The organism is Arthrobacter sp. 10T416 (assembly GCF_056394165.1).
In genome coordinates this window covers 114,747-135,086 of record NZ_JBFTHI010000008.1, presented here as the reverse complement: position 1 = coordinate 135,086, position 20,340 = coordinate 114,747, and the positions used below count along the sequence as shown (strand labels likewise).

At 69.5% G+C, this 20,340-nt stretch carries 20 protein-coding genes; 13 read left to right on the top strand and 7 right to left on the bottom strand.

Features of this window, described 5'->3' with window-relative positions; genetic code table 11:
• Positions 1-10: 10 nt before the first annotated feature.
• The gene (locus AC1DBE_RS10580; RefSeq protein WP_476970471.1) at positions 11-967 is read left to right on the top strand and encodes a Bax inhibitor-1/YccA family protein; all 957 of its coding nucleotides are present in this window, start codon (positions 11-13) and stop codon (positions 965-967) included.
• Positions 968-1,112: 145 nt separating this feature from the next.
• Here the strand turns inward: AC1DBE_RS10580 and AC1DBE_RS10575 are convergent, their stop codons facing one another.
• The gene (locus tag AC1DBE_RS10575; protein WP_476970470.1) at positions 1,113-2,348 is read right to left on the bottom strand and encodes an acetyl-CoA C-acetyltransferase; all 1,236 of its coding nucleotides are present in this window, start codon (positions 2,346-2,348) and stop codon (positions 1,113-1,115) included.
• 59 nt (positions 2,349-2,407) lie between these two features.
• Positions 2,408-3,568, bottom strand: coding sequence for a galactokinase (galK, locus tag AC1DBE_RS10570; RefSeq protein WP_476970469.1), 1,161 nt, complete (start codon positions 3,566-3,568; stop codon positions 2,408-2,410).
• A 75-nt stretch (positions 3,569-3,643) separates the two neighbouring features.
• Here galK and AC1DBE_RS10565 point away from each other — a divergent pair, with 75 nt between their 5' ends.
• From AC1DBE_RS10565 to AC1DBE_RS10550, 4 genes are all read left to right on the top strand, one after another.
• The gene (locus AC1DBE_RS10565) at positions 3,644-4,600 is read left to right on the top strand and encodes an aldose 1-epimerase family protein (RefSeq protein ID WP_476970468.1); all 957 of its coding nucleotides are present in this window, start codon (positions 3,644-3,646) and stop codon (positions 4,598-4,600) included.
• A gap of 63 nt (positions 4,601-4,663) precedes the next feature.
• Positions 4,664-6,031, top strand: a complete 1,368-nt coding sequence (locus AC1DBE_RS10560) for an AI-2E family transporter (protein ID WP_476970467.1) — start codon at positions 4,664-4,666, stop codon at positions 6,029-6,031.
• A 3-nt stretch (positions 6,032-6,034) separates the two neighbouring features.
• Positions 6,035-7,273 (top strand): threonine ammonia-lyase, encoded by a 1,239-nt coding sequence (ilvA, locus tag AC1DBE_RS10555; RefSeq protein ID WP_476903663.1) that lies wholly within the window; start codon positions 6,035-6,037, stop codon positions 7,271-7,273.
• Positions 7,274-7,351: 78 nt separating this feature from the next.
• Positions 7,352-7,903 carry a rhomboid family intramembrane serine protease gene (locus AC1DBE_RS10550; protein WP_476970487.1) on the top strand — a complete coding sequence of 184 codons (552 nt, stop codon included), beginning with the start codon at positions 7,352-7,354 and terminating at the stop codon, positions 7,901-7,903.
• Between the two features lie 108 nt (positions 7,904-8,011).
• Here the strand turns inward: AC1DBE_RS10550 and greA are convergent, their stop codons facing one another.
• Together greA and AC1DBE_RS10540 are read right to left on the bottom strand one after the other, a co-directional pair.
• Positions 8,012-8,506 carry a transcription elongation factor GreA gene (gene greA / locus AC1DBE_RS10545; RefSeq protein ID WP_476880198.1) on the bottom strand — a complete coding sequence of 165 codons (495 nt, stop codon included), beginning with the start codon at positions 8,504-8,506 and terminating at the stop codon, positions 8,012-8,014.
• 229 nt (positions 8,507-8,735) lie between these two features.
• Complete coding sequence (locus AC1DBE_RS10540; RefSeq protein ID WP_476970466.1) at positions 8,736-9,188, bottom strand: DUF4307 domain-containing protein; 453 nt, start codon at positions 9,186-9,188, stop codon at positions 8,736-8,738.
• Positions 9,189-9,306: 118 nt separating this feature from the next.
• Between AC1DBE_RS10540 and mca the strand changes: the two genes are divergently transcribed.
• From mca to AC1DBE_RS10520, 4 genes are all read left to right on the top strand, one after another.
• Positions 9,307-10,212 carry a mycothiol conjugate amidase Mca gene (mca, locus tag AC1DBE_RS10535; RefSeq protein WP_476970465.1) on the top strand — a complete coding sequence of 302 codons (906 nt, stop codon included), beginning with the start codon at positions 9,307-9,309 and terminating at the stop codon, positions 10,210-10,212.
• A gap of 81 nt (positions 10,213-10,293) precedes the next feature.
• Complete coding sequence (locus tag AC1DBE_RS10530; RefSeq protein WP_476970464.1) at positions 10,294-10,662, top strand: hypothetical protein; 369 nt, start codon at positions 10,294-10,296, stop codon at positions 10,660-10,662.
• Positions 10,637-12,814: a thioredoxin domain-containing protein gene (locus tag AC1DBE_RS10525; RefSeq protein WP_476970463.1), complete on the top strand. Its 2,178-nt coding sequence runs from the start codon at positions 10,637-10,639 to the stop codon at positions 12,812-12,814. Before AC1DBE_RS10530 ends, AC1DBE_RS10525 begins: the two co-directional genes overlap by 26 nt.
• Positions 12,811-13,488, top strand: coding sequence for an HAD family hydrolase (locus AC1DBE_RS10520; protein WP_476970462.1), 678 nt, complete (start codon positions 12,811-12,813; stop codon positions 13,486-13,488). Before AC1DBE_RS10525 ends, AC1DBE_RS10520 begins: the two co-directional genes overlap by 4 nt.
• Positions 13,489-13,519: 31 nt before the next feature.
• On the opposite strand, the gene trhA is transcribed toward AC1DBE_RS10520, so the two are convergent.
• Complete coding sequence (gene trhA, locus AC1DBE_RS10515) at positions 13,520-14,161, bottom strand: PAQR family membrane homeostasis protein TrhA (RefSeq protein WP_476970486.1); 642 nt, start codon at positions 14,159-14,161, stop codon at positions 13,520-13,522.
• Between the two features lie 254 nt (positions 14,162-14,415).
• On the opposite strand from trhA, the gene AC1DBE_RS10510 reads away from it, so the two are divergent.
• Positions 14,416-15,177 (top strand): isoprenyl transferase, encoded by a 762-nt coding sequence (locus AC1DBE_RS10510; protein ID WP_476879321.1) that lies wholly within the window; start codon positions 14,416-14,418, stop codon positions 15,175-15,177.
• A gap of 235 nt (positions 15,178-15,412) precedes the next feature.
• Positions 15,413-16,855, top strand: coding sequence for a PhoH family protein (locus AC1DBE_RS10505; protein WP_476970461.1), 1,443 nt, complete (start codon positions 15,413-15,415; stop codon positions 16,853-16,855).
• A 162-nt stretch (positions 16,856-17,017) separates the two neighbouring features.
• Here AC1DBE_RS10505 and AC1DBE_RS10500 read toward each other — a convergent pair whose 3' ends face one another.
• Positions 17,018-17,668, bottom strand: a complete 651-nt coding sequence (locus AC1DBE_RS10500; protein WP_476970460.1) for a GNAT family N-acetyltransferase — start codon at positions 17,666-17,668, stop codon at positions 17,018-17,020.
• 94 nt (positions 17,669-17,762) lie between these two features.
• Between AC1DBE_RS10500 and AC1DBE_RS10495 the strand changes: the two genes are divergently transcribed.
• Together AC1DBE_RS10495 and AC1DBE_RS10490 are read left to right on the top strand one after the other, a co-directional pair.
• On the top strand, positions 17,763-18,287 hold the full coding sequence (locus tag AC1DBE_RS10495; RefSeq protein WP_476970459.1) for a prepilin peptidase: 525 nt from the start codon (positions 17,763-17,765) through the stop codon (positions 18,285-18,287).
• Between the two features lie 9 nt (positions 18,288-18,296).
• Complete coding sequence (locus tag AC1DBE_RS10490) at positions 18,297-18,767, top strand: NUDIX hydrolase (protein WP_476970458.1); 471 nt, start codon at positions 18,297-18,299, stop codon at positions 18,765-18,767.
• A gap of 96 nt (positions 18,768-18,863) precedes the next feature.
• Here the strand turns inward: AC1DBE_RS10490 and AC1DBE_RS10485 are convergent, their stop codons facing one another.
• Entirely contained in the window at positions 18,864-20,300 is a 1,437-nt protein-coding gene (locus tag AC1DBE_RS10485; RefSeq protein WP_476970457.1) for a class II fumarate hydratase, read from the bottom strand.
• Positions 20,301-20,340: the final 40 nt, after the last annotated feature.

Sequence of the window (20,340 nt, the reverse complement as noted above, 5' to 3'; positions counted from 1 at the left end):
GACACCAGCAATGGCACTTGGCGGAAACCCGATCTTCAACGGAAAGAATTTCCGTGGAGCCACCCAGGCGCCGCCTGCCCCGCATGCACCGTACGGGCAGGGCTATGGCCAGAACGGTTACGGCCAGGGCCAGTACGGCCAGGGCTACAGCCAGCCGCAGGGCTACGGCCAGCCGCAGGGCTACGGCCAGACCCAGGCGGGCTATAACCCGGCGCAGCAGGCGATGAGCAACGAGCAGCTGCAGGACATGTACAACCGTCCGGCCGCCGGCCCGGCCGACAGCGGCCGCATGACCTTCGACGACGTCATTATGAAGACCGCAGCCTGCCTCGCGGCCGTCATCGCCGGTGCCGCCGTCACCCTCGTCGTGGCGCCGGGCCTGGCCTCCATGCTGATGATCGTCGGCGCCCTGGGCGGCTTTGTCCTGGCCATGGTCAACACCTTCAAGAAGCAGCCGTCACCGGCGCTGATCCTGGCCTACGCCGCGCTTGAGGGCCTGTTCCTCGGCGGCCTGACCCGGATCCTCGACGGGATGTTCCCGGGTGTGGGCCTGCAGGCGGTCATCGGCACCCTCTCGGTCTTCGCCGTAACCCTGGTGCTGTTCAAGAGCGGCAAGGTCCGGGCCACCCCGAAGGCCATGCGCTTCTTTATGATCGCCTTGATCGGGTATGCCGTCTTCGCCCTGATCAACATGGTGATGATGTGGACCGGTGCCGTGCAGAGCCCGTTCGGCCTCCGGACGTCGGTCGAGATCTTCGGGATCCCGCTGGGCGTCTTCATCGGCCTGCTGGCGATCGGCCTGGCCGCGTTCTCCCTGATCATGGACTTCACCAGCATTGAAGCCGGCGTCCGCAGCGGCGCCCCGCAGCGCTTCTCGTGGACCGCGGCCTTCGGCCTGACGGTGACCCTCGTCTGGCTCTACGTCGAGATCATCCGCCTGCTGGCGATCCTCCGCGGCGACGACTAGCCGCGGGCGCACCACAGCGACTACGCGCCATAGCGACTAAACGGAAGCGGGTCCCGCCGGATGGCCGGACCCGCTTTTGTGCGTGCCGGCTTTTGTGCGTGCCGGCACAAGGGCCGGCCGCGCCATGTGCCGTGGGCCGGGGGACCTAGCGGAGCCGTTCGAGGATGACCGCCATCCCCTGCCCGCCGCCCACGCAGAGAGTGGCCAGGCCCAGGGTGCCGTCGCGCTCGCGCAGCCCGTTGAGCAGGGTGGTGGTCATCCGGGCGCCCGTCATGCCGAAGGGGTGTCCCAGGGCGATGGCTCCGCCGTGCACGTTGAGCCTGCCGGGATCGATGCCCAGTTCCCGGGCGCTCGCAACCACCTGGACCGCGAAGGCCTCGTTGAGCTCGACGAGGTCGATGTCGCCGATGGTGAGCCCGGCGAGGGCCAGCGCCCGCCGGGTGGACTCGACCGGCCCCATGCCCATGAGCTCGGGGGAGAGGGCGCTGACCCCGGTGGAGACGATCCGGGCCAGCGGTTCCAGCCCCAGTTCGGCGGCGCGGGCATCGCTCATCACCACGACGGCGGCGGCGCCGTCGTTAAGGGGGCAGGCGTTCCCGGCCGTCACTGTCCCCTCGCTGCGGAACACCGGCTGGAGGGCGGCCACGCCGTCCAAGGTGACGCCGGCGCGCGGGGAGTCGTCCCGGTCCAGCACGGTGCCGTCCTTGCGGGTGTAGGGCGTGATTTCGCGGGCGAAGAACCCGGCGGCGATTGCGGCTTCGGCCCGGTGCTGGCTCTGCACGGCCCAGGCGTCCTGCTCGGCGCGGCTGATGCCGTAGCTGGTGGCGACGTTCTCCGCGGTCTGGCCCATGGAGATGTAGATGTCCGGCATCCGGCCGCCCAGGCGCGGGTCGGTCCAGGGGGTGTTGGACGCGGCCCGGGCCGCGGTGCGCTTCGCGGCGGCGTCGAACAACGGATTGTGCGTGCCGGCGTCGGTCTCTCCGGCCCCGGTCCAGGCAGGGTACCGGGACACCGACTCCACCCCGGCGGCCACGAACGCGTTGCCTTCACCGGAACGGATGGCATGGAACGCCATCCGCAGGGTCTGCAGGCTGGAGGCGCAGAAACGGTTGATGGTGGCGGCCGGAACGTCGTCCAGGCCGGCCAGGATGCTGACCACCCGGGCCATGTTGGACCCGGCTTCGCCGCTGGGTTCGGCACAGCCCAGATAAAGGTCATCGAGGCCCCGGACGGGATCGCGCGGGTCGAAGCCGGGCAGTTGCGCGAGGGCGGCGGTGACCATGGCGGCGGCGAGGTCGTCGGGCCGTTCATCTTTCAGGGACCCTTTGAAGGCCCGGCCGATGGGGCTGCGGGCGGTGGCTACAATCACGGCGTCGGGCATGCGCCCAGCCTACGCCCGGCCCGGCCCCGCCCGACAGGAACCGGAACGCGCCCCGGGGTTTAGGCCAGCCGCAGGGCACCCGCGGCCGGGTGGACGGGGAAAATCTCGGGAGCGGCGAACCCTGCAGCGGCGAAGGCCCGGCCGACGCCGTCGCGTACCGCCTGCTCAGCGGCCGCCGGAATCAGCGCGATCGCGGCGCCGCCGAAGCCGCCGCCGGTCATCCGGGCGCCCAGCGCCCCACCGGCGCGGGCGGCTTCCACGGCAAGGTCCAGTTCCGGGCAGGAGATCTCGAAATCGTCCCGCATCGAGGCATGGGAGGCGTCCAGCAGGGGGCCAACCGCCTGCGGGCCGGCGCCCTCGAGCAGTTCCACGGTCCGCTGCACCCGCTGGTTCTCGGTCACCACATGCCGGACCCGGCGGAACGTCTCCGCGTCGAGCAGCCCGGCGGCCTCCTCCAGGTCCTCCAGCCGGACATCCCGCAGCGCCTGGACACCCAGGACGTCGGCGCCCAGTTCGCAGGACGCCCGCCGGTCCGCGTAGCCGCCGGCCGCGTGGGAGTGCGACACCTTGGTGTCGATGACCAGGAGCACCAGGCCGGCTGCCCCGGCGTCGAACGGCACCAGGCGCGCACTCTGGTCGCGGCAGTCGAGGAACACCGCGTTGCCGGCAGCGCCGCGGAGCGAGGCGGACTGGTCCATGATCCCGGTGGGTGCACCGACGAAGTCGTTTTCGGCGCGCTGCGTCGCCAGCACCATGTCCTCGATGCCCAGCCCGGCGGCGGTGAGTTCGTTGACGGCCAGGACGACGGCGCATTCGATCGCGTGGGACGAGGACAACCCGGCGCCGCGCGGCACATCCGAATCCAGCAGCAGATCCAGGCCCGGGACCTCGAGCCCCTGCTGCTGGAGGGCCCAGAGCAGGCCGAGCGGGTACTTGGTCCAGCCCCTGGCGGTGGCGGGATCCAGGGCGGCGGTGTCCGCCGTCGTCAGCCCCTGATTGCCGAACGTTGACAGCATCCGGACCGCGGAGTCGGGGCGCACCCGGACAGCTACGCGGGCGGCCCGGTCAATGGCGAAGGGCAGGACAAACCCCTCGTTGTAATCCGTGTGTTCGCCGATCAGGTTGACCCGGCCGGGAGCCTGCCAGACGCCGTCGGGAGCGGTCCCGAAGACCTCTTCGAACCTGGCGGCGAGGCCACTGCTGTCCCCGGTCGGGGTCATGGCCGGGTGCCTGCGCTGCTCGAAGTCATGGACCCACGGTATACGGGTTGCCGGCCGGTCTGTACGGTGGTCACCATGGATCTCACAGCGACACCTCCCGCACCCGGGCCCGACGACACAGTCCGGCGCTACGCCAGCGGCCGGCAGTACGAACTGCGCCGCGGCGATGCCCTGGCCGTGGTCACCGAACTCGCCGCCGGCCTGCGGCTCTACAGCCGGGCCGGGATCCACCTGACCGAAACCTACGGCGACGACGACATTGCCCCCGGCGCCACCGGCATCACCCTGGCGCCGTGGGCGAACAGGGTGGAGGACGGCGTCTGGCACCTGAACGGCAAAAAGCAGCAGCTGGACATCACCGAGGTGTCGCGGAACAACGCCAGCCACGGGCTGCTGCGGAACACCGCCTACGAACTGGTGGACGAGGCCGAATTCTCGGTGACGCTCGAGGCGGCGGTGTTCCCGCAGCACGGCTACCCGTTCCTGCTCCGCCACCGGGTGGAGTACGGGCTGGACGAGGCCCTGGGGCTCACCGTCCGGCAGACGCTGGTCAACGACTCGACGGAGCCGGCCCCGTTTGTGCTCGGCGCCCACCCCTACCTGCGGCTCGGCGACGTTCCCACCGAGCAGCTGAAACTGACGGTCAGCGGCCGCACCCGGCTGGTCACGGACGAGCGGCTGATTCCGCGCGGCGCGGAGCCCGTCGGCGGCGACTTCGACCTCCGGGCCGGGCGGCTCGCCGGCGAGCTTGACCTGGACTGCGCCTACACGGATCTGGACGTCGACGGCGGTGCTGCCCGCAGCACCCTGCGTTCCGACGACGGCCGCAGCGTGAGCCTTTGGCAGGACGGGAACTGCGGCTACGTCCATGTGTTCGTCACCGACCAGTTCCCCGGCCGGACCAAGGCCGTCGCCATCGAACCGATGACCGGTCCGGCCAACGCCTTCAACAGCGGTGACGGCCTGCGCTGGCTGCCTGCGGGCGAGTCCTTCTCCATAAGCTGGGGCATCACCGCGGACCTGGGGAGCTAACCGGCCGCGGCCACGGCGGCCGGCCCGTTTCCTTTGGGCGCCACACTGAGGAATTATGGGGCTATGACGCCAGCCGAGGACGCCACCCGCCAATCCGCAACCGAACCCCCGGGGTACGCAGCCCCCGGGCTCTCCGCTCCTGCCGCCGCCGAACCGACCGGACCTGCGCCGGCCGGCGGATCCGTGCACGCCGGCGACGCGGGCCACGCCCCGGCCGGTACGCCGGCCGCCGCCCGCACACGGGTCCGCAGCGACCGGGAACTGGACGAAGACATTCCCTACGGGGTGCGCATCGCGGCGTCGTGGGCGTGGCGGGTGGGGCTCATCCTGCTCGTCACCGGGGGACTCATCTGGCTCCTGAGCAAAATCAGCTTCCTGATCATCCCCGTGATGGTCGCGGCCCTGCTGGCCGGCCTGCTCAGCCCCATCACCCGCTGGCTGCGCCGGCACCGGCTGCCCAACGGTGCCGCCGTGGCCGTCACGCTGCTCGGTTTCATCGGACTGATCGCCGGGGCCCTCGCCCTGGTCGGCCGCCAGCTGACCGCCGGGTTCGGCGAACTCTGGGGGCAGGCACTGACCGGCGTGCAGCAGGTCCAGACCTGGCTGGCCGAGGGTCCGCTGCACCTGACCGCCGCCCAGATCGACACCTACATCAAGGAAGCCACCTCCGCGCTGCAAAACAACAGCAGCAGCATCCTCAGCGGGGCGCTGACCTTCGGCAGTACCGCCGGCCACTTCGCCGCCGGCCTCCTGATCGCCCTGTTTGTCACCATCTTCTTCCTGCTTGAAGGCGAACGGATCTGGCGGTTCCTGGTCCGGTTGATGCCGCGGAAGGCACGCCCCGCGGTCAACGGTGCCGGCCGGCGCGGCTGGACGTCCATGGTCAGCTACACCCGGATCCAGCTGTTCGTGGCCTTCGTGGACGCCGTCGGAATCGGCGCCGGAGCCGCGATCATCGGTGTTCCGCTGGCGCTGCCCCTGGGTGTGCTCGTGTTCATCGGCTCGTTCATTCCCGTGGTGGGCGCCCTGGTCACCGGCGCGATCGCCGTGCTGCTGGCCCTAGTGGCCAACGGCGTGGTCAACGCCTTGATCATGCTGGGCATCGTGCTCCTGGTCCAGCAGCTCGAGAGCCACATCCTGCAGCCCCTGGTCATGGGCAAGGCCGTCTCCCTGCACCCGGTGGCGGTCATCCTGTCCGTGGCCGCCGGGTCGTACCTGGCGGGAATTCCGGGTGCCCTGTTCTCCGTGCCGATCCTCGCCGTAGCAAACTCGGCAGTTCGGTACATTGCAGGCAGAACGTGGGAACATGATGGAGAGCTGGCAGCCGCGAGCCCGCCGGGAGTCCCTGTGCTTGCCGGCGCCGGCATGGACCCGGGCTTCAGGGAGGTCCGCTTCCCTGGCGCCGACGCCGGAACCCCCAAAGGAGACTAGTTCGTGAATACCCTCGAGAGCCTGCCCGTCACGCTGGACGATGTCCTGGAGGCGCAGAAGCTGCTCGACGGGATTATTATGCGGACCCCGGTGGAATCCTCCCGGGCGCTGGGCGGCATCGCCGGCGGCGACGTCTACTTCAAGTGTGAGAACCTGCAGCGCGCCGGCTCCTTCAAGGTCCGTGGCGCCTACGTCCGGATGGCCAAGCTCTCCGCCGAGGAGAAGAAGCGCGGCGTGGTCGCGGCCTCCGCCGGCAACCACGCCCAAGGGGTGGCCGTCGCGGCCAAGGCCCTCGGCATCAAGGCGCGCATCTACATGCCCCTCGGCGTGGCCCTGCCCAAGCTGGCGGCCACCCGCAGTCACGGAGCCGAGGTGGTCCTCCACGGCCACAACGTCGACGAGGCCCTGGCCGAGGCCAAACGGTACGCCGACGAATCGGGGGCCGTTTTTGTGCACCCCTTCGACGACGTCGACGTCGTGGCCGGCCAGGGCACGGTAGGCCTGGAAATCCTTGAGCAGCTTCCCAACGTGGACACCATCCTGATGGGTGTCGGCGGCGGCGGGCTGCTCGCCGGCGTCGCTGTCGCCGTGAAGGCCCGGGCCAAGGAGCTCGGCCGTAACATTCGGATCATCGGCGTGCAGGCCGAAAACGCCGCAGCCTACCCGCCCTCGCTCGCCGCGGACGCCCTGGTGCCGCTCAAGCGCGTCTCGACCATGGCCGACGGCATCGCGGTGGGCCGGCCGGGCCAGCTGCCCTTCAGCATCATCCGCGAACTCGTCGACGACGTCGTCACCGTCAGCGAGGACGCCCTGGCCCGGGCCCTGATCTTCCTCCTCGAACGCGCCAAAATGGTGGTGGAGCCGGCCGGCGCCGTCGGGGTCGCCGCCCTGATGGAGGGCAAGATCGAGAACCCGGGCAACACCGCGATCGTGCTCTCCGGCGGCAACATCGACCCGATGCTGATGCTCAAAGTCATCCAGCGCGGCCTGTCCGCGGCCGGCCGCTACATGACGGTACGGATGATGCTGGACGACCGCCCCGGTTCGCTTGCGACCATCGCCCGGATCATCGCCGAAAACGACGCCAACGTCACCGGCCTGGACCACACCCGCGTGGGCGGATCCATCAGCATGGGCGATGTTTCCATCACCGTGAACCTGGAAACCAAGGGCCACGAACACTGCGAGCAGGTCCTCGCGGCGCTCCGGGCCGAGGGCTTCCAGCCGATCGTGGTGCACTAGGAACCCGCCGTGCTCGAAGCGTCCAGGGCGGGGCAGCGCGACACTCCCGCCGGCCGGGCCCGTGCGGGCCTGCTGGTGATGGGCTCATTCGTGCTCCTGCTCTACGCGATCGAGTTCATCAACACCCTGATGATGCACTCGCTGAACGCCGTCTTCGGGCTGCGGCCGCGCTCGGTCGACGGGCTCCTGGACATCCTGACGTTTCCGCTGCTGCACGCCAACCTCGCCCACCTGCTCTCCAACACCCTGCCGTTGATCATCTTCGGGTTCCTGGTGTTCCTGTCCGGGCTCCGGGTCTTCGCCACGGCCCTGGCGTCCAGCTGGCTGGGGTCCGGGGCTGTGGTGTGGCTGATCGGCGGGTTCAACGTCACCGTCGGGGCCTCGGGGCTGGTCTTCGGGCTGTTCGCCTTCCTGCTGGTACGCGGGTTCTTCAACCGGAACTGGTGGCAGATCCTGCTCTCCGTGATGCTTTTCCTCGCCTACGGCGGCATCCTCATCGGTGTGCTCCCGAGCGTGGCGGGGTACGTCTCGTGGCAGGCGCACCTGGGCGGCGCGGCGGGCGGCGTCATCGCGGCCCTGCTCCTGAGCCGGCGGCGGCCGGGGTACGGACAGTACGGCCAGTACCACTAGCCACGCGCCGGCCCCGCACGCCGGCCCCGCCGGGTCCGTGGGCCGCACCGTTAAACGACGATGCCGTTCCTCCCCGGTGAGGGAGGAACGGCATCGAATGAAGTGCTGTTAGCCGGCGTACGGCTTGGCGGAGATGATCTCCACGGAGATGTCCTTGCCGTTCGGGGCGGTGTAGCTGAGCTTGTCGCCTTCCTTGTGGCCGACGATCGCCGAACCCAGCGGGGACTTCTCGCTGAAGACGTCCAGATCGGAGTCGCCGGCGATTTCGCGGGAACCGAGCAGGAAAGTCTCTTCGTCCCCGGCGATCTTGGCGACCACAATCATGCCCGGTTCGACGATTCCGTCATCGGCCGGGGCCTCGCCCACGTGCGCGTCGCGGAGCAGCACGGTCAGTTGGCGGATGCGGGCCTCGATCTTGCCCTGCTCCTCCTTGGCCGCGTGGTAGCCGCCGTTCTCCTTGAGGTCGCCTTCCTGGCGGGCAGCCTCAATCTTCTGGACGATGTCTGCACGGCCTGCGCCGGAGAGGTGGTCCAGCTCTGCCTTCAGGCGGTCAAAAGCTTCCTGGGTAAGCCAAGCTGCAGTTGCGCTGTTGGTGGTCGACACGGACTTCTCCTTTAGATGGTCAAACAAGCTGGTCAAACAAGCAAAGACCCCGCCACGGTGGCCACTTATGGATCTCAGTGACCAGCTCAGCGGGGCAGAGGTATTGATCCATTGTAGTCAATGCTGTGGATAAACCCAAGAACCACTGCGGCGCAGGTCACACCGTGTTACGCCGCACGGAAGGCTACGGGACGGCGGCGGGGCTGCCGGGCGGGGGCGGCCGGTCCGGCTATTTGCCGGCGGTGGGGATCCAACAGTTGTCGACGACGGCGGAGACGGACTGCGATTCGGTGCGGATGGTGAGCCGGTGCACGGTGGTGCTGCCGCCGTCGGCGCCGGCGTCGGGTGCGTTGGCCCCGACGTCGATGACCTTCCACCCGACCACCGCGAACTTCGAATCCAGGGCCTTGACGGCGCACTTGGCGGCGGTCCCCGGGTTCTTGGTGACCTGGAAGTCGATCTCGGCGGCGGTAGCATCGGGGGTGCTGTAGCCGATGTCCTTGAAGGTGACCGATTCGGTGGCGGCCGACGTTGAAACCCAGGCCATAAAGCCGATTCCGGCAGCGAGTGCCGCCAGGAGGATGTTGCGCTTTGCCTTGCGGCCGAGCGCACGCTTTTGGCCGCCGTAGCGATTGGCTAGGCTGGTAGGTGCCGGCGCGGCAGGCTGCTCCTCGGAAGTCACCAGTCCAGTTTAGTGTGGATCGGGCGGCGCAATGTCCGCCCGGCCATTCAGCAACAGCAGCACCGCCATCCCGGCACCCCAGCAGCAGCGAACCAGAAGAAAGAGGAGCCGTCCGACGATGACAGCGTCCACCAGCCCGTCAGCACCGCTTCGGCTGCTCGCCGTCCACGCCCACCCCGACGACGAGTCCAGCAAGGGCGCCGCAACCATGGCCATGTACGCGGCCTCGGGCGTGGACGTGATGGTGGCCACCTGCACGGACGGCTCCCGCGGGGACATCCAGAACCCGGGCATGGAGGACGCCCCGCACCCTAAACGGGACATGGCGGGTGCCCGCAGGCTCGAGATGGACAACGCCGCGAAGGTTCTCGGCATCCGCCAGCGCTGGCTGGGATTTGTGGATTCCGGCCTTCCCGAAGGCGACCCGTTGCCGCCGCTGCCCGTCGGGTCCTTCGCCACACTGCCGCTGGAGCGCGCCGCCGCACCGCTGGTCCGGCTGGTCCGGGCCTTCAAACCCCAGGTCATCCTCAGCTACGACGAGAACGGCGGATACCCGCACCCGGACCACATCATGGCGCACCGGGTCGCCGTCGAGGCCTTCGCCGCTGCCGGCGATCCCGCCCGGTACCCCGGTACCGGCGACGCCTGGACGCCCGACAAGCTCTATTACGACCGCGCCTTCAGCCCCGACCGCTTCCGCGCCCTGCATAACGCCCTGGAAGCAGCCGGGCTCCAGTCGCCGTACGCCGAGCGGCTCGCGGCGTGGCTTGAGGCCGACGCCGAAGGCCACACCCCGCCGGCCCCGACGCACCCCACCACAACGCAGATCGAGTGCGGGGACTTCTTCGAAGCCCGCGACGAGGCCCTGCGCGCGCACCGCACCCAGATCGACCCTGACGGGTTCTTCTTTGCGGTTTCACCGGCCATGCAGCGGCAGACCTGGCCGTGGGAGGACTACTCGCTGATCAAGTCCAGCGTCCCCACCGAGCTGCCCGAAACGGACTTCTTCGCCGGGCTAAGATAGACCCAGCAGGGATTTCTATGCCGCGTAGAAGAGCGGCGTGGGAAGTCCCGTAGACGACGCTCCCCACAGAAGGTTTCCACAGTGCATTCCTTGCTCATCGCCCTGGCGACAGCCCCGGCGCCCGCCCCGACGCCGTCGCTGCGCCCCGGCCTCGACCAGGACCAGGTCACCCCGGGCCTGCTGGGCTTCCTGCTGACCGCGTTCATTGTTGTGCTCACGGCCCTGCTGATTGTGGACATGGTGCGCCGGATCCGCCGCGTGCGCTACCGCGCCCAGGTCGAAGAGGAACGCGCCGGAACCGGGGAAGCCGCAGCCTTCGATGCCGCAGACGACGCCGGCACCGGTCGGTCCCCGCTGTCCGGCACCGGCAACCCCGAGGCCGGCAGCCCCTCAGCGGAGCCGGAGCCGCGTCCGGAAGCCAACGGTGACCCAGGATCCGGGAACCGCTGACCGCGGTCCTGCCAACACCCCGCCGGGCGCGGCCAATGCCCTCGGCGGGGAACCCTCTGCCTACCTGCGCCAGCACGCCGGCAACCCGGTGCACTGGCGGCCCTTCGGGGACGAGGCCTTCGCCCTCGCCGCGGCACGGGACGTACCCGTGTTCCTCTCGATCGGCTACGCGGCCTGCCACTGGTGCCACGTTATGGCCGGCGAGTCCTTCGAGGACCCGGACACCGCAGGGTTCCTGAACGCCAACTTCGTCGCCGTGAAGGTGGACCGGGAGGAACGCCCCGACGTCGACGCCGTCTACATGGCCGCAACGCAGGCCATCAGCGGTGAGGGCGGCTGGCCGATGTCCGTGTTCCTGCTGCCCGATGGCCGGGCCTTCCACGCCGGCACCTACTATCCGCCCCGGCCCCAGCCCGGCCGTCCGTCCTTCCGCCAGGTCCTGGAGGCGGTCCGCGAGGCCTGGCTGGAACGCCGCAGCGCCGTCGAACACAACGCAGACTCCCTGGCGCGCGGGATGGCCGCCGCGCAGGCCGGCACCGCCGTCCGGCTGGACGCGCCCCCGCCCGCCCCGGACCCGGAGCTCCTCTCCGCGGCGGTGCGCGCGCTGGCCCGGTCCGAAGATGCCGCCGGGGGATTCGGCACCGCCCCCAAGTTCCCGCCGTCGGCCGTTCTCGAATTCCTGATCCGGCACGCCGCCGTGCCCTCCGATACCGCGGAGGCCGCGAGGGACCTGGCGGGCCGCACACTGACCGCGATGGCGCGGTCGGCCCTGTTCGACCAGCTCGACGGCGGCTTCGCCCGCTACTCCGTCACCCGCGACTGGTCCGTGCCGCACTTCGAAAAGATGCTCTACGACAACGCCCAGCTGCTGCGCGGCTACGTCCACTGGGTCCGGGCCGGAGGCTCGGAGGCGTTTCCTGCGGCCGAAGCCGCCGACGTCGCCGGCAGTACGGCGGACTGGCTGCTGGCGGCCCTGGGCCTCTCAGCCCCGGACGACGGCGGACGTCCAGTGGCGCTGGCCTCGTCCCTGGACGCGGACACGGTGGTGGACGGGGTCCACTCCGAGGGCGCCAGCTACCTGTGGACCCCGGGGGAGCTGGCGAACCTGCTGGGCCCGGCCGACGGCGCGGCCGTTGCGCGGCTGATGAACGTCCGGAGCCCGGGAACAGTGACCGGCGACGGCTCGCCGCTGCATCCCGGCCGCGCACTGGATGCCGCCGACGCCGGACTCTGGGAGCGGGTGCGGCCGGTGCTGCGCCGCGCCCGGGCCGAGCGCCCCCAGCCGGACCGCGACGAGAAAGTGGTGGCTGGCTGGAACGGGCTTGCCATTGCGGGGCTGGCCGACGCCGGCGCGGTCCTGGACCGTCCCGGGCTGGTGGCCGCGGCCGAGGACATTGCCGGCTACCTGGAGCGGGTGCACTGGACGCCGGCGCAGGCACACGAGCCCGGCCGGCTGCTGCGGGTCTCCCACGGCGGGACTGCCCGCGGGATCGGCGGCCTCCTGGAGGATTACGCCTTTTGCGCGGAGGGCCTGTTCGCCCTCTACGCCGTCACCGGAAGCTCCCGCTGGTACGCCCTGGCCGAGGCCATCCTGGCTGCGGCGTGCGCGCGGTTCGCCGCCGACGGCACCCTGCGCGACACAGCCGGTGAATCCGCGCAGGTCCTCTCGGCCCAGGGCGGCCGGCCCGGGATGGACCCGTTCGATAACGCCACGCCCAGCGGAGCAGCCGCGTTCGCCGCGGCCCTGCTGACCTCGTCCGCCCTGTCGGGATCGGCGGAGCGCCGGGGGATGGCCGCTAACATCCTGTCGCTGCTGCCGCCGCTGGCCACCAACGCGCCCCGGGTGGCGGGCGGGCTGCTGGCCACGGCGCAGGCGGAGCTGGCCGGCCCGGTGGAGGCCGCCGTCGTCGGACCCGACACGCCGCTGCGCGCCGCGCTGCACCGGGCGCTGCTGCAGTCGGCCAGCCCCGGTCTCGTCATCGCCCTCGGCCGTCCGGAAACCCCGACGGCGGCCACCGTCCCGCTGCTCCGGGGCAGGGGTGCCGCACCGGACGGGTCCGCGCAGGCCTTCCTCTGCCGCGGCATGGTCTGCGGGCTGCCGGCGCGGTCGGTCGAGGAGCTGCACCGACAACTGGCTAGCATGGCTGAATGACATCTACCCCCGCGGGCCGGGATCCTTTTGAACTGGTGGTCTTTGACTGCGACGGCGTCCTGGTGGACTCGGAGGTGATCTCGGTCCACGTGGACCAGCTGGTCCTTGCCGACCTCGGCTGGGAACTGGAGCGTGAGGAAATCGTCGAGCGCTTCGTTGGCAAAAGCGAGGCGAATTTTGTCTCCACCATCGAACAGCACCTCGGCATCGAGCTGGCCGACGGGTGGGACCGGACCTACCAGCAGTGGTACCACGACGCCTTTGAACGGGACCTCACGGCCGTCGACGGCGTCGAGGAGGCCCTGGACCGGCTCAGCCTCCCGCACTGCGTCGCCTCCAGCGGCAGCCACGCGAAGATGCAGCGGACCCTGGGCCGCACAGGCCTGCTGCACCGTTTTGCCGGCCGGATCTTCAGCGCCACGGAAGTCGCCAACGGCAAACCCGCCCCCGACCTCTTCCTCCATGCGGCCGCCACGCTCGGGACAGCCCCGGAGCGGTGCGCCGTTGTGGAGGACAGCGCCTACGGTGTGCAGGCGGCACGGGCTGCTGGAATGCACGTATTCGCCTATGCCGGCGGCGTCACCCCGGCGGAGCGGCTGGCCGGGCCGGGCACCACGGTCTTCGACGACATGCGCCGGCTTCCCGGGCTCATCGACGCCGGCCGGCCGCGCTGAGCCGGCCCTGGCCGGCCCGGTGGAGGGCGGGTCAGCCCAGGACGGCGATGGCGATCGCGATGTAGTGCGCCGCGAACGCGAAAACCGTGAAGGCGTGGAAAAGCTCGTGGAAGCCGAAGTGCTGGTAGCTGAAGTTGGGTTTCTTCAGGGCGTAGAACACGGCACCGGCGATGTACAGCGCCCCGCCGACGCAGATCAGCACCGCGGCGGGGATGCTGGCGCCGAAGAAGTCCGGCAGGTAGAACAACGCGCCGCAGCCCAGGGCAATGTAGATCGGCACGTACAACCAGCGCGGGGCGTTGGTCCACAGCAGCCGGAACAGCACCCCGAGGACCGCGCCGGCCCAGATGATCCAGAGCAGCAGGACCGCCTTGGGCCGGTCGAGGAGGGCCCAGGCCAGGGGTGTGTAGCTGCCGGCAATGACCAGCATGATGTTGGTGTGGTCCAGCCGCTTGAGCACCATCTTCACCCGCGGGGACCAGTTGCCCCGGTGGTAGACGGCGCTGACCCCGAAAAGCAGCACCCCCGTCAGTGCGTAGACGGCGGAAGCGATTTTCAGTTCGGCGGTGGGGGCCAGCAGCACCAGGACCAGGCCGGCGGCGAAGGCCAGCGGCGCCGTGACGGTGTGGATCCACCCCCGCCATTTGGGCTTGATCATCAGGAGTTCGGCGATCCTCACGGCCGCGTCGTCCACCGGGCTGGAACCGGATTTTGCGGGGTTGGTGTCGCCGTGCGCGGACCGCTCGGGTCCGGAGGCCGGACTGCTGCTCTCCATACCTCAAGAATAACCTACGGTCCGGTAAGTTACCGGCGAGTAGTGCCCGCCTGAGCGGAAATGGCGACGGGGTGCGCGCGGTGCGGCCCCTCCGGCGGGTAGCCTAGGAATGCACTGCCGTCAGACCCCAAGGAAGCCAGGTGAAGCACCGGATGGAACTGCCCGGGTTCCTTTATGGCTTCTACGAGCGCAGCCTCCAGCGTTCCCTCGACCCGGAACGCGTCCCCAAGCACATCGGCGTCATGGTCGACGGCAACCGGCGCTGGGCGCGGCAGTTCAATGCCCCCACGAGCCAGGGCCACCAGGCCGGCGCGGATAAGATCCATGAATTCCTTGGCTGGTGCCAGGAGCTCGGGATCAAAGTGGTCACGCTCTACATGTTGTCCACGGACAACATGAACCGGTCCGGCGAGGAGCTGGACCTGCTGATGGGAATCATCGCCAACACCCTGGACCGGCTCGACGAGGACGCGGATATCTCGGTGCACGCCATGGGTGCGCCGGAACTGCTGCCGGACTACCTCGCCGAAAGGCTCAACAACCTCACGGCCCGCACCCCGGTGCAGGAGAAAATCCACGTCAACGTCGCCGTCGGCTATGGCGGCCGCCGGGAAATCGTCGACGCCGTCCGCGAACTGCTGCACGACGCAGTCGACCGCGGGGCTGACATCGGCAAGCTGGCGGACGAGCTCAGCGTCGACGACATCTCCCGTTTCCTCTACACCCGCGGCCAGCCGGACCCCGACCTCGTAATCCGCACCTCGGGGGAGCAGCGACTGTCAGGCTTCCTGATGTGGCAGAGCGCCTATAGCGAGTTCTATTTCTGCGAGGCCCTCTGGCCCGCTTTCCGCAAGGTGGACTTCCTCCGGGCGCTGCGTGACTACGCCGGCCGGCAGCGCCGCTTCGGTTCCTGAGCCGGTTCATCCGGGGTTCACATGATGGCAACAAGAATCGCCGAAAAATAGACGGCCAATGCACGCGCCGCGGACGTACGTTAATCCCATCAGCGGGCAAACCGCCTGCTGATCGGGGAGGCCAGTACATGGAGCGGAAGTTCGCACCGGGTGTATGGGAGGCCGCGTCCGGCCTCTCGGCCGAGCCGCCTCACCAATAACAATTCCGGGCCGGCGGCCCGGGGCTGGAGTCGATGTGGCTATTTCTGAACAACTGCCCGGCGTCCTTTCCGACCAGGGCAAGAAGGCTACCTCTCGCGCCAAGCGAGCCACTTCCACGACCGGCACAGCGCCCACCGACGCTGTTGCCGGTCTTGCTGTTTCCGGGGAAGGGACAGCAACCGGACTGACTGCCCGAAGCTACGTGATTGACACCTCCGTGCTCCTCTCGGACCCGCGGGCGGTGCTCCGCTTCGCCGAGCACGAGGTGATCCTTCCGATCGTGGTGATCACCGAACTAGAAAGCAAGCGGCACGATCCGGAACTGGGCTACTTCGCCCGCAAGGCGTTGCGCCTGCTGGACGACCTGCGGGTGGAGCACGGCGGACTCGACAGGCCCATCCCGCTCGGCGACGACGGTGGCACCCTCATGGTGGAGATGAACCACATCTCGGCCGAGGTGCTGCCGGCCGGATTCCGCGGCGGCGACAACGACAGCCGCATCCTGGCCGTCGCCAAGAACCTGGCCAACGAGGGCCGGGACGTGACCGTGGTGTCCAAGGACCTGCCCATGCGCGTCAAGGCCTCGGCCATGGGACTGCTCGCCGATGAGTACCGCAACGAGCTGGTCAAGGACTCCGGCTGGACCGGCATCGCCGAGATCGACGCCGCCGAGGACGAGGTCGCCACACTCTACGGCCACGAGCCGGTCTTCATCCCGGCGGCAGCCGAGATGCCCGTCAACACCGGCCTGGTGCTGCTCTCCGGCCGCGGCTCAGCGCTGGGCCGGGTAGGGGCCGACAAGCAGGTCCGCCTGGTGAAGGGCGACCGGGACGTGTTCGGCCTGCACGGCAGGTCGGCGGAGCAGCGGCTCGCAATCGACCTGTTGATGGACCCGTCCGTGGGGATCGTCTCGCTGGGCGGCCGCGCCGGTACCGGGAAGTCCGCGCTGGCCCTGTGCGCCGGCCTGGAAGCCGTCCTGGAGCGCCGGGAGCACCGCAAGGTGATTGTGTTTCGGCCGCTCTACGCCGTCGGCGGCCAGGAGCTGGGTTACCTGCCCGGCTCCGAGTCCGAAAAGATGAACCCGTGGGCGCAGGCCGTCTTCGACACCTTGGGCGCCCTGGTCAGCCAGGAAGTGGTCGAGGAAGTCATGGACCGCGGGATGCTCGAGGTCATGCCGCTCACCCACATCCGCGGCCGCTCCCTGCATGACGCGTTTGTGATCGTGGACGAGGCGCAGTCGCTGGAGAAGAACGTCCTGCTCACGGTGATGAGCCGGATCGGGCAGAACTCTAAGATTGTCCTCACCCACGACGTCGCCCAGCGTGACAACCTGCGCGTCGGACGGCACGACGGGGTGGCGGCCGTCGTCGAAACGCTCAAGGGCCACCCGCTCTTCGGCCACATCACCCTCACCCGCTCCGAACGCTCGCCGATCGCCGCCCTGGTGACGGACATGCTGGAGGGGGCCGAGATCTAGGCTACTTTGGGCGTCAGCTGCTACCGGGGTCGTGGTCGGGTTCGCCGGGCCACGGCCCCTTCGCCGTCGCTTAGACACGACCCATGGGCCCCGACGGTCGCTGGGCGACCTTTGGGGCCGATGGGTCGCGATGCGCGACTACGCGAAGGGCCCGCGGACCGGCTACGTCGGGATCCCCAGGAATTTCGCCGTGGGCGCGTGGCCCTGAACGTCCAGGGTCCAGCCCGGGCGTTTGAAGGTTGCCGGGGTGAGGCGGACCTTCTGGGAGTCCTGCAACTTGCCGCCCCAGTTGGCGCGGGTGACGCCGTTGAGTTCGTAGCCGAGGGACCGGGAGACGCCCAGGGACTGCCGGTTCCAGGCAGCGGCCTCGGACTCGGCCACCTCGGCACCGAGCCAGTCGAATGCGTACAGGGCGACGGCGGCGCGCATCTCCTTCCCGAGGCCCTGGCCGTGCACGCTTTGCCGCAGCCAGGATCCGGTGCTGACGGTCTTCAGCGTGGCGAAGTCCTTGGCCTCGACGTCCTGGCAGCCAATGAACTCGCCGTTGTGCCAGATGCCCAGCAGGAGGGTCCACTCCTGCGGGGTCATGGTCCCGCGGCAGCGCCAGTACCACTGCGCCATATCCGGGCCGAGCTTCTCGGCCGGGGATTCCGCCCACGGCCGGCTGAACGGGCTGCGGCCGGGTTCGTGGACGCCGCTGAGGGCCGCGTCCACCGCGGCCGGGATGTCCTCGTCCCGGATGGGCCGCAGGGTCAGGCGCGGTGTGGCCAGCGTGAGGGCGAACGGGGGCCAGTACGAGTCGGGCGCAGTCATCCCGGAAGCCTAGCGGCGCGGCCCGGCGGCCGCCAGTCACGCCCCACTACGCCGGAAAGGGCGCACGCGGGGCAAAATCCAGTAGCATCCGAGAGTGATCCAACGTCTCGGCGAACTCGGGGGAGCCGCCCCGCTGGCCTTCTGGCTGGTGCTCCTGGCCTGCGCGTACTTCGCCGTTATGGCCGCGCGCCTGACCGTCATCGACGTGCGGCACCATTTGTTGCCCAACCGGATCATCTTCCCTTCCTATGCGGTGGCCGGCGTCCTGCTGCTCGGCGCGGCGGCGGCCGGCGCGGACGCCGGGCTGGCCGGGGTGCCCGGGCTCCGGGTGGTGACCGGCGGCGCGGCCCTTTGGCTGTTCTACTTCCTGTTGCGTGCCGTGTACCCGCCCGGGATGGGGTTCGGCGACGTGAAGCTCGCCGGTGTGCTCGGCATGTACCTTGGCTTCCTTGGCTGGGGGCACGTTTTTGCCGGGACCTTCGCGGCGTTCCTGTTCGGCGGCCTGTGGGGCCTGGCCCTGCTGGTCACCCGGCGCGGGACCCTGAAGTCCGACATCCCGTTCGGGCCGTTTATGCTGGCGGGCACCGCGGCGGCGCTCCTGCTGTTGCCGGCGGGCTAGGCTGGCCGGATGGCCACTCCCGAATTCATCCTGACACTGCGCGAAAAGATCGGCCATGACCCCCTCTGGATTCCCGGCGCCTGCGCCGTGGTGTTCGACGACGACGGCCGGGTACTGCTCGGCCAGCGGGCGGACACCGGCCGGTGGGGCCTGATCACGGGGATCCTGGAGCCCGGTGAGGAACCTGCGCAGGGCCTGCTGCGCGAGGTCCTGGAGGAGACCGGCGTTGTGGCCGCCGCCGAGCGGCTGGTCTCGGTGGACGCCGACGGCACCACCACCTACCCCAACGGGGACGTCTGCCACTTCCTGACCCTGGTGTTCCGCTGCCGCTACGTCTCCGGCGAGGCGCGCGTCAACGACGACGAGTCCCTCGCGGTGGGCTGGTTCCGGCCGTGCGAGTTTCCCGAGCTGCCTCCGGCGCACCTGCGGGCCATCGAACGATCCGCCGACCCCGACGGCGCGGCACACTTCCACAGCTGACCCGACACGGACGGCCGGCCACCGGCCGTTAACCGACGACGGCGGCCGGCAACCTTCGCTGGGAAGGTGCCGGCCGCCGTCGGACTGTCCGGGGGACTAGGCCTTGTGCGGCGGGCGCGTCATGGACATAACGTCCAGGGCGGTGTCCAGCTGCTCCTCGGTCAGTTCGCCGCGCTCCAGGAAGCCCATCGCGACAACGGTCTCGCGGATGGTCAGGCCCTCGGCGACAGCCTTTTTGGCGATCTTGGCGGCGTTTTCGTAACCGATGTACTTGTTCAGCGGCGTCACGATGGACGGCGAGGCTTCGGCGAGGAAGCGGGCCCGCTCGACGTTGGCCGTGATGCCGTCGATCATCTTGTCGGCCATAACGCGGCTGGTGTTGGCCAGCAGGCGGACGGACTCGAGCAGGTTGGCCGCCATCACGGGGATGCCGACGTTCAGCTCGAACGCGCCGTTGGTGCCGGACCAGGCGATCGCGGTGTCGTTGCCGATGACCTGGGCGCAGACCATGATGGACGCTTCGCAGATGACCGGGTTGACCTTGCCGGGCATGATCGAGGAGCCGGGCTGCAGGTCCGGGATCGCGATTTCGCCGAGGCCGGTGTTGGGGCCCGAACCCATCCAGCGCAGGTCGTTGTTGATCTTCATAAAGGAGATCGCGATGTTGCGCAGCTGGCTGGAAGCCTCGATCAGCCCGTCACGGTTGGCCTGGGCCTCGAAGTGGTCGCGGGCCTCGGTCAGGGGCAGCCCGGTGTCGGCGGCGAGCAGTTCGATCACACGCTCGGGGAACCCGGCGGGGGTGTTGATGCCCGTGCCGACGGCCGTGCCGCCCAGGGGAACCTCGGCGACGCGGGGGAGCGCGGCGTTGATGCGCTCGACGCCGTAACGGACCTGCGCGGCGTAACCGCCGAATTCCTGGCCGAGGGTGACGGGCGTGGCGTCCATCAGGTGCGTGCGGCCGGACTTCACGACGTCCTTGAACTCAACGGCCTTGCGGTCCAGGGAATCGGCGAGGTAGCCGAGGGCCGGGATGAGGTCGTTGATCAGGGCGGAGGTGGCAGCGACGTGCACCGAGGTGGGGAAGACGTCGTTGGACGACTGCGAGGCGTTGACGTGGTCGTTCGGGTGGACCACCTTTTCACTGCCGCCGGCCTTGAGTGAGCGGGACGCGAGCTCGGCGATGACCTCGTTGGTGTTCATGTTCGAGGACGTTCCGGAACCGGTCTGGAACACGTCGATCGGGAAGTCGCCGTCGTACTTGCCGGCGGCTACCTCGTCGGCGGCGTCCGCGATCGCCTGGGCGAGCTCGCCGTCGAGCACTCCCAGTTCTGCGTTCGCCTGGGCGGCAGCCTTCTTGACCCGGGCCAGTGCCTCGATGTGGGCGCGTTCCAGGGTCTTGCCGGAGATCGGGAAGTTCTCCACTGCACGCTGCGTCTGGGCGCGGTACAGGGCGTTTACGGGAACGCGGACTTCGCCCATGGTGTCGTGTTCAATGCGGAACTCTTCAGTGTTCAAATCTGCTGTGGAAGTCATGGGCCTAGCTTATTCGGCCCGAGGGGTCCACCGAAAACCG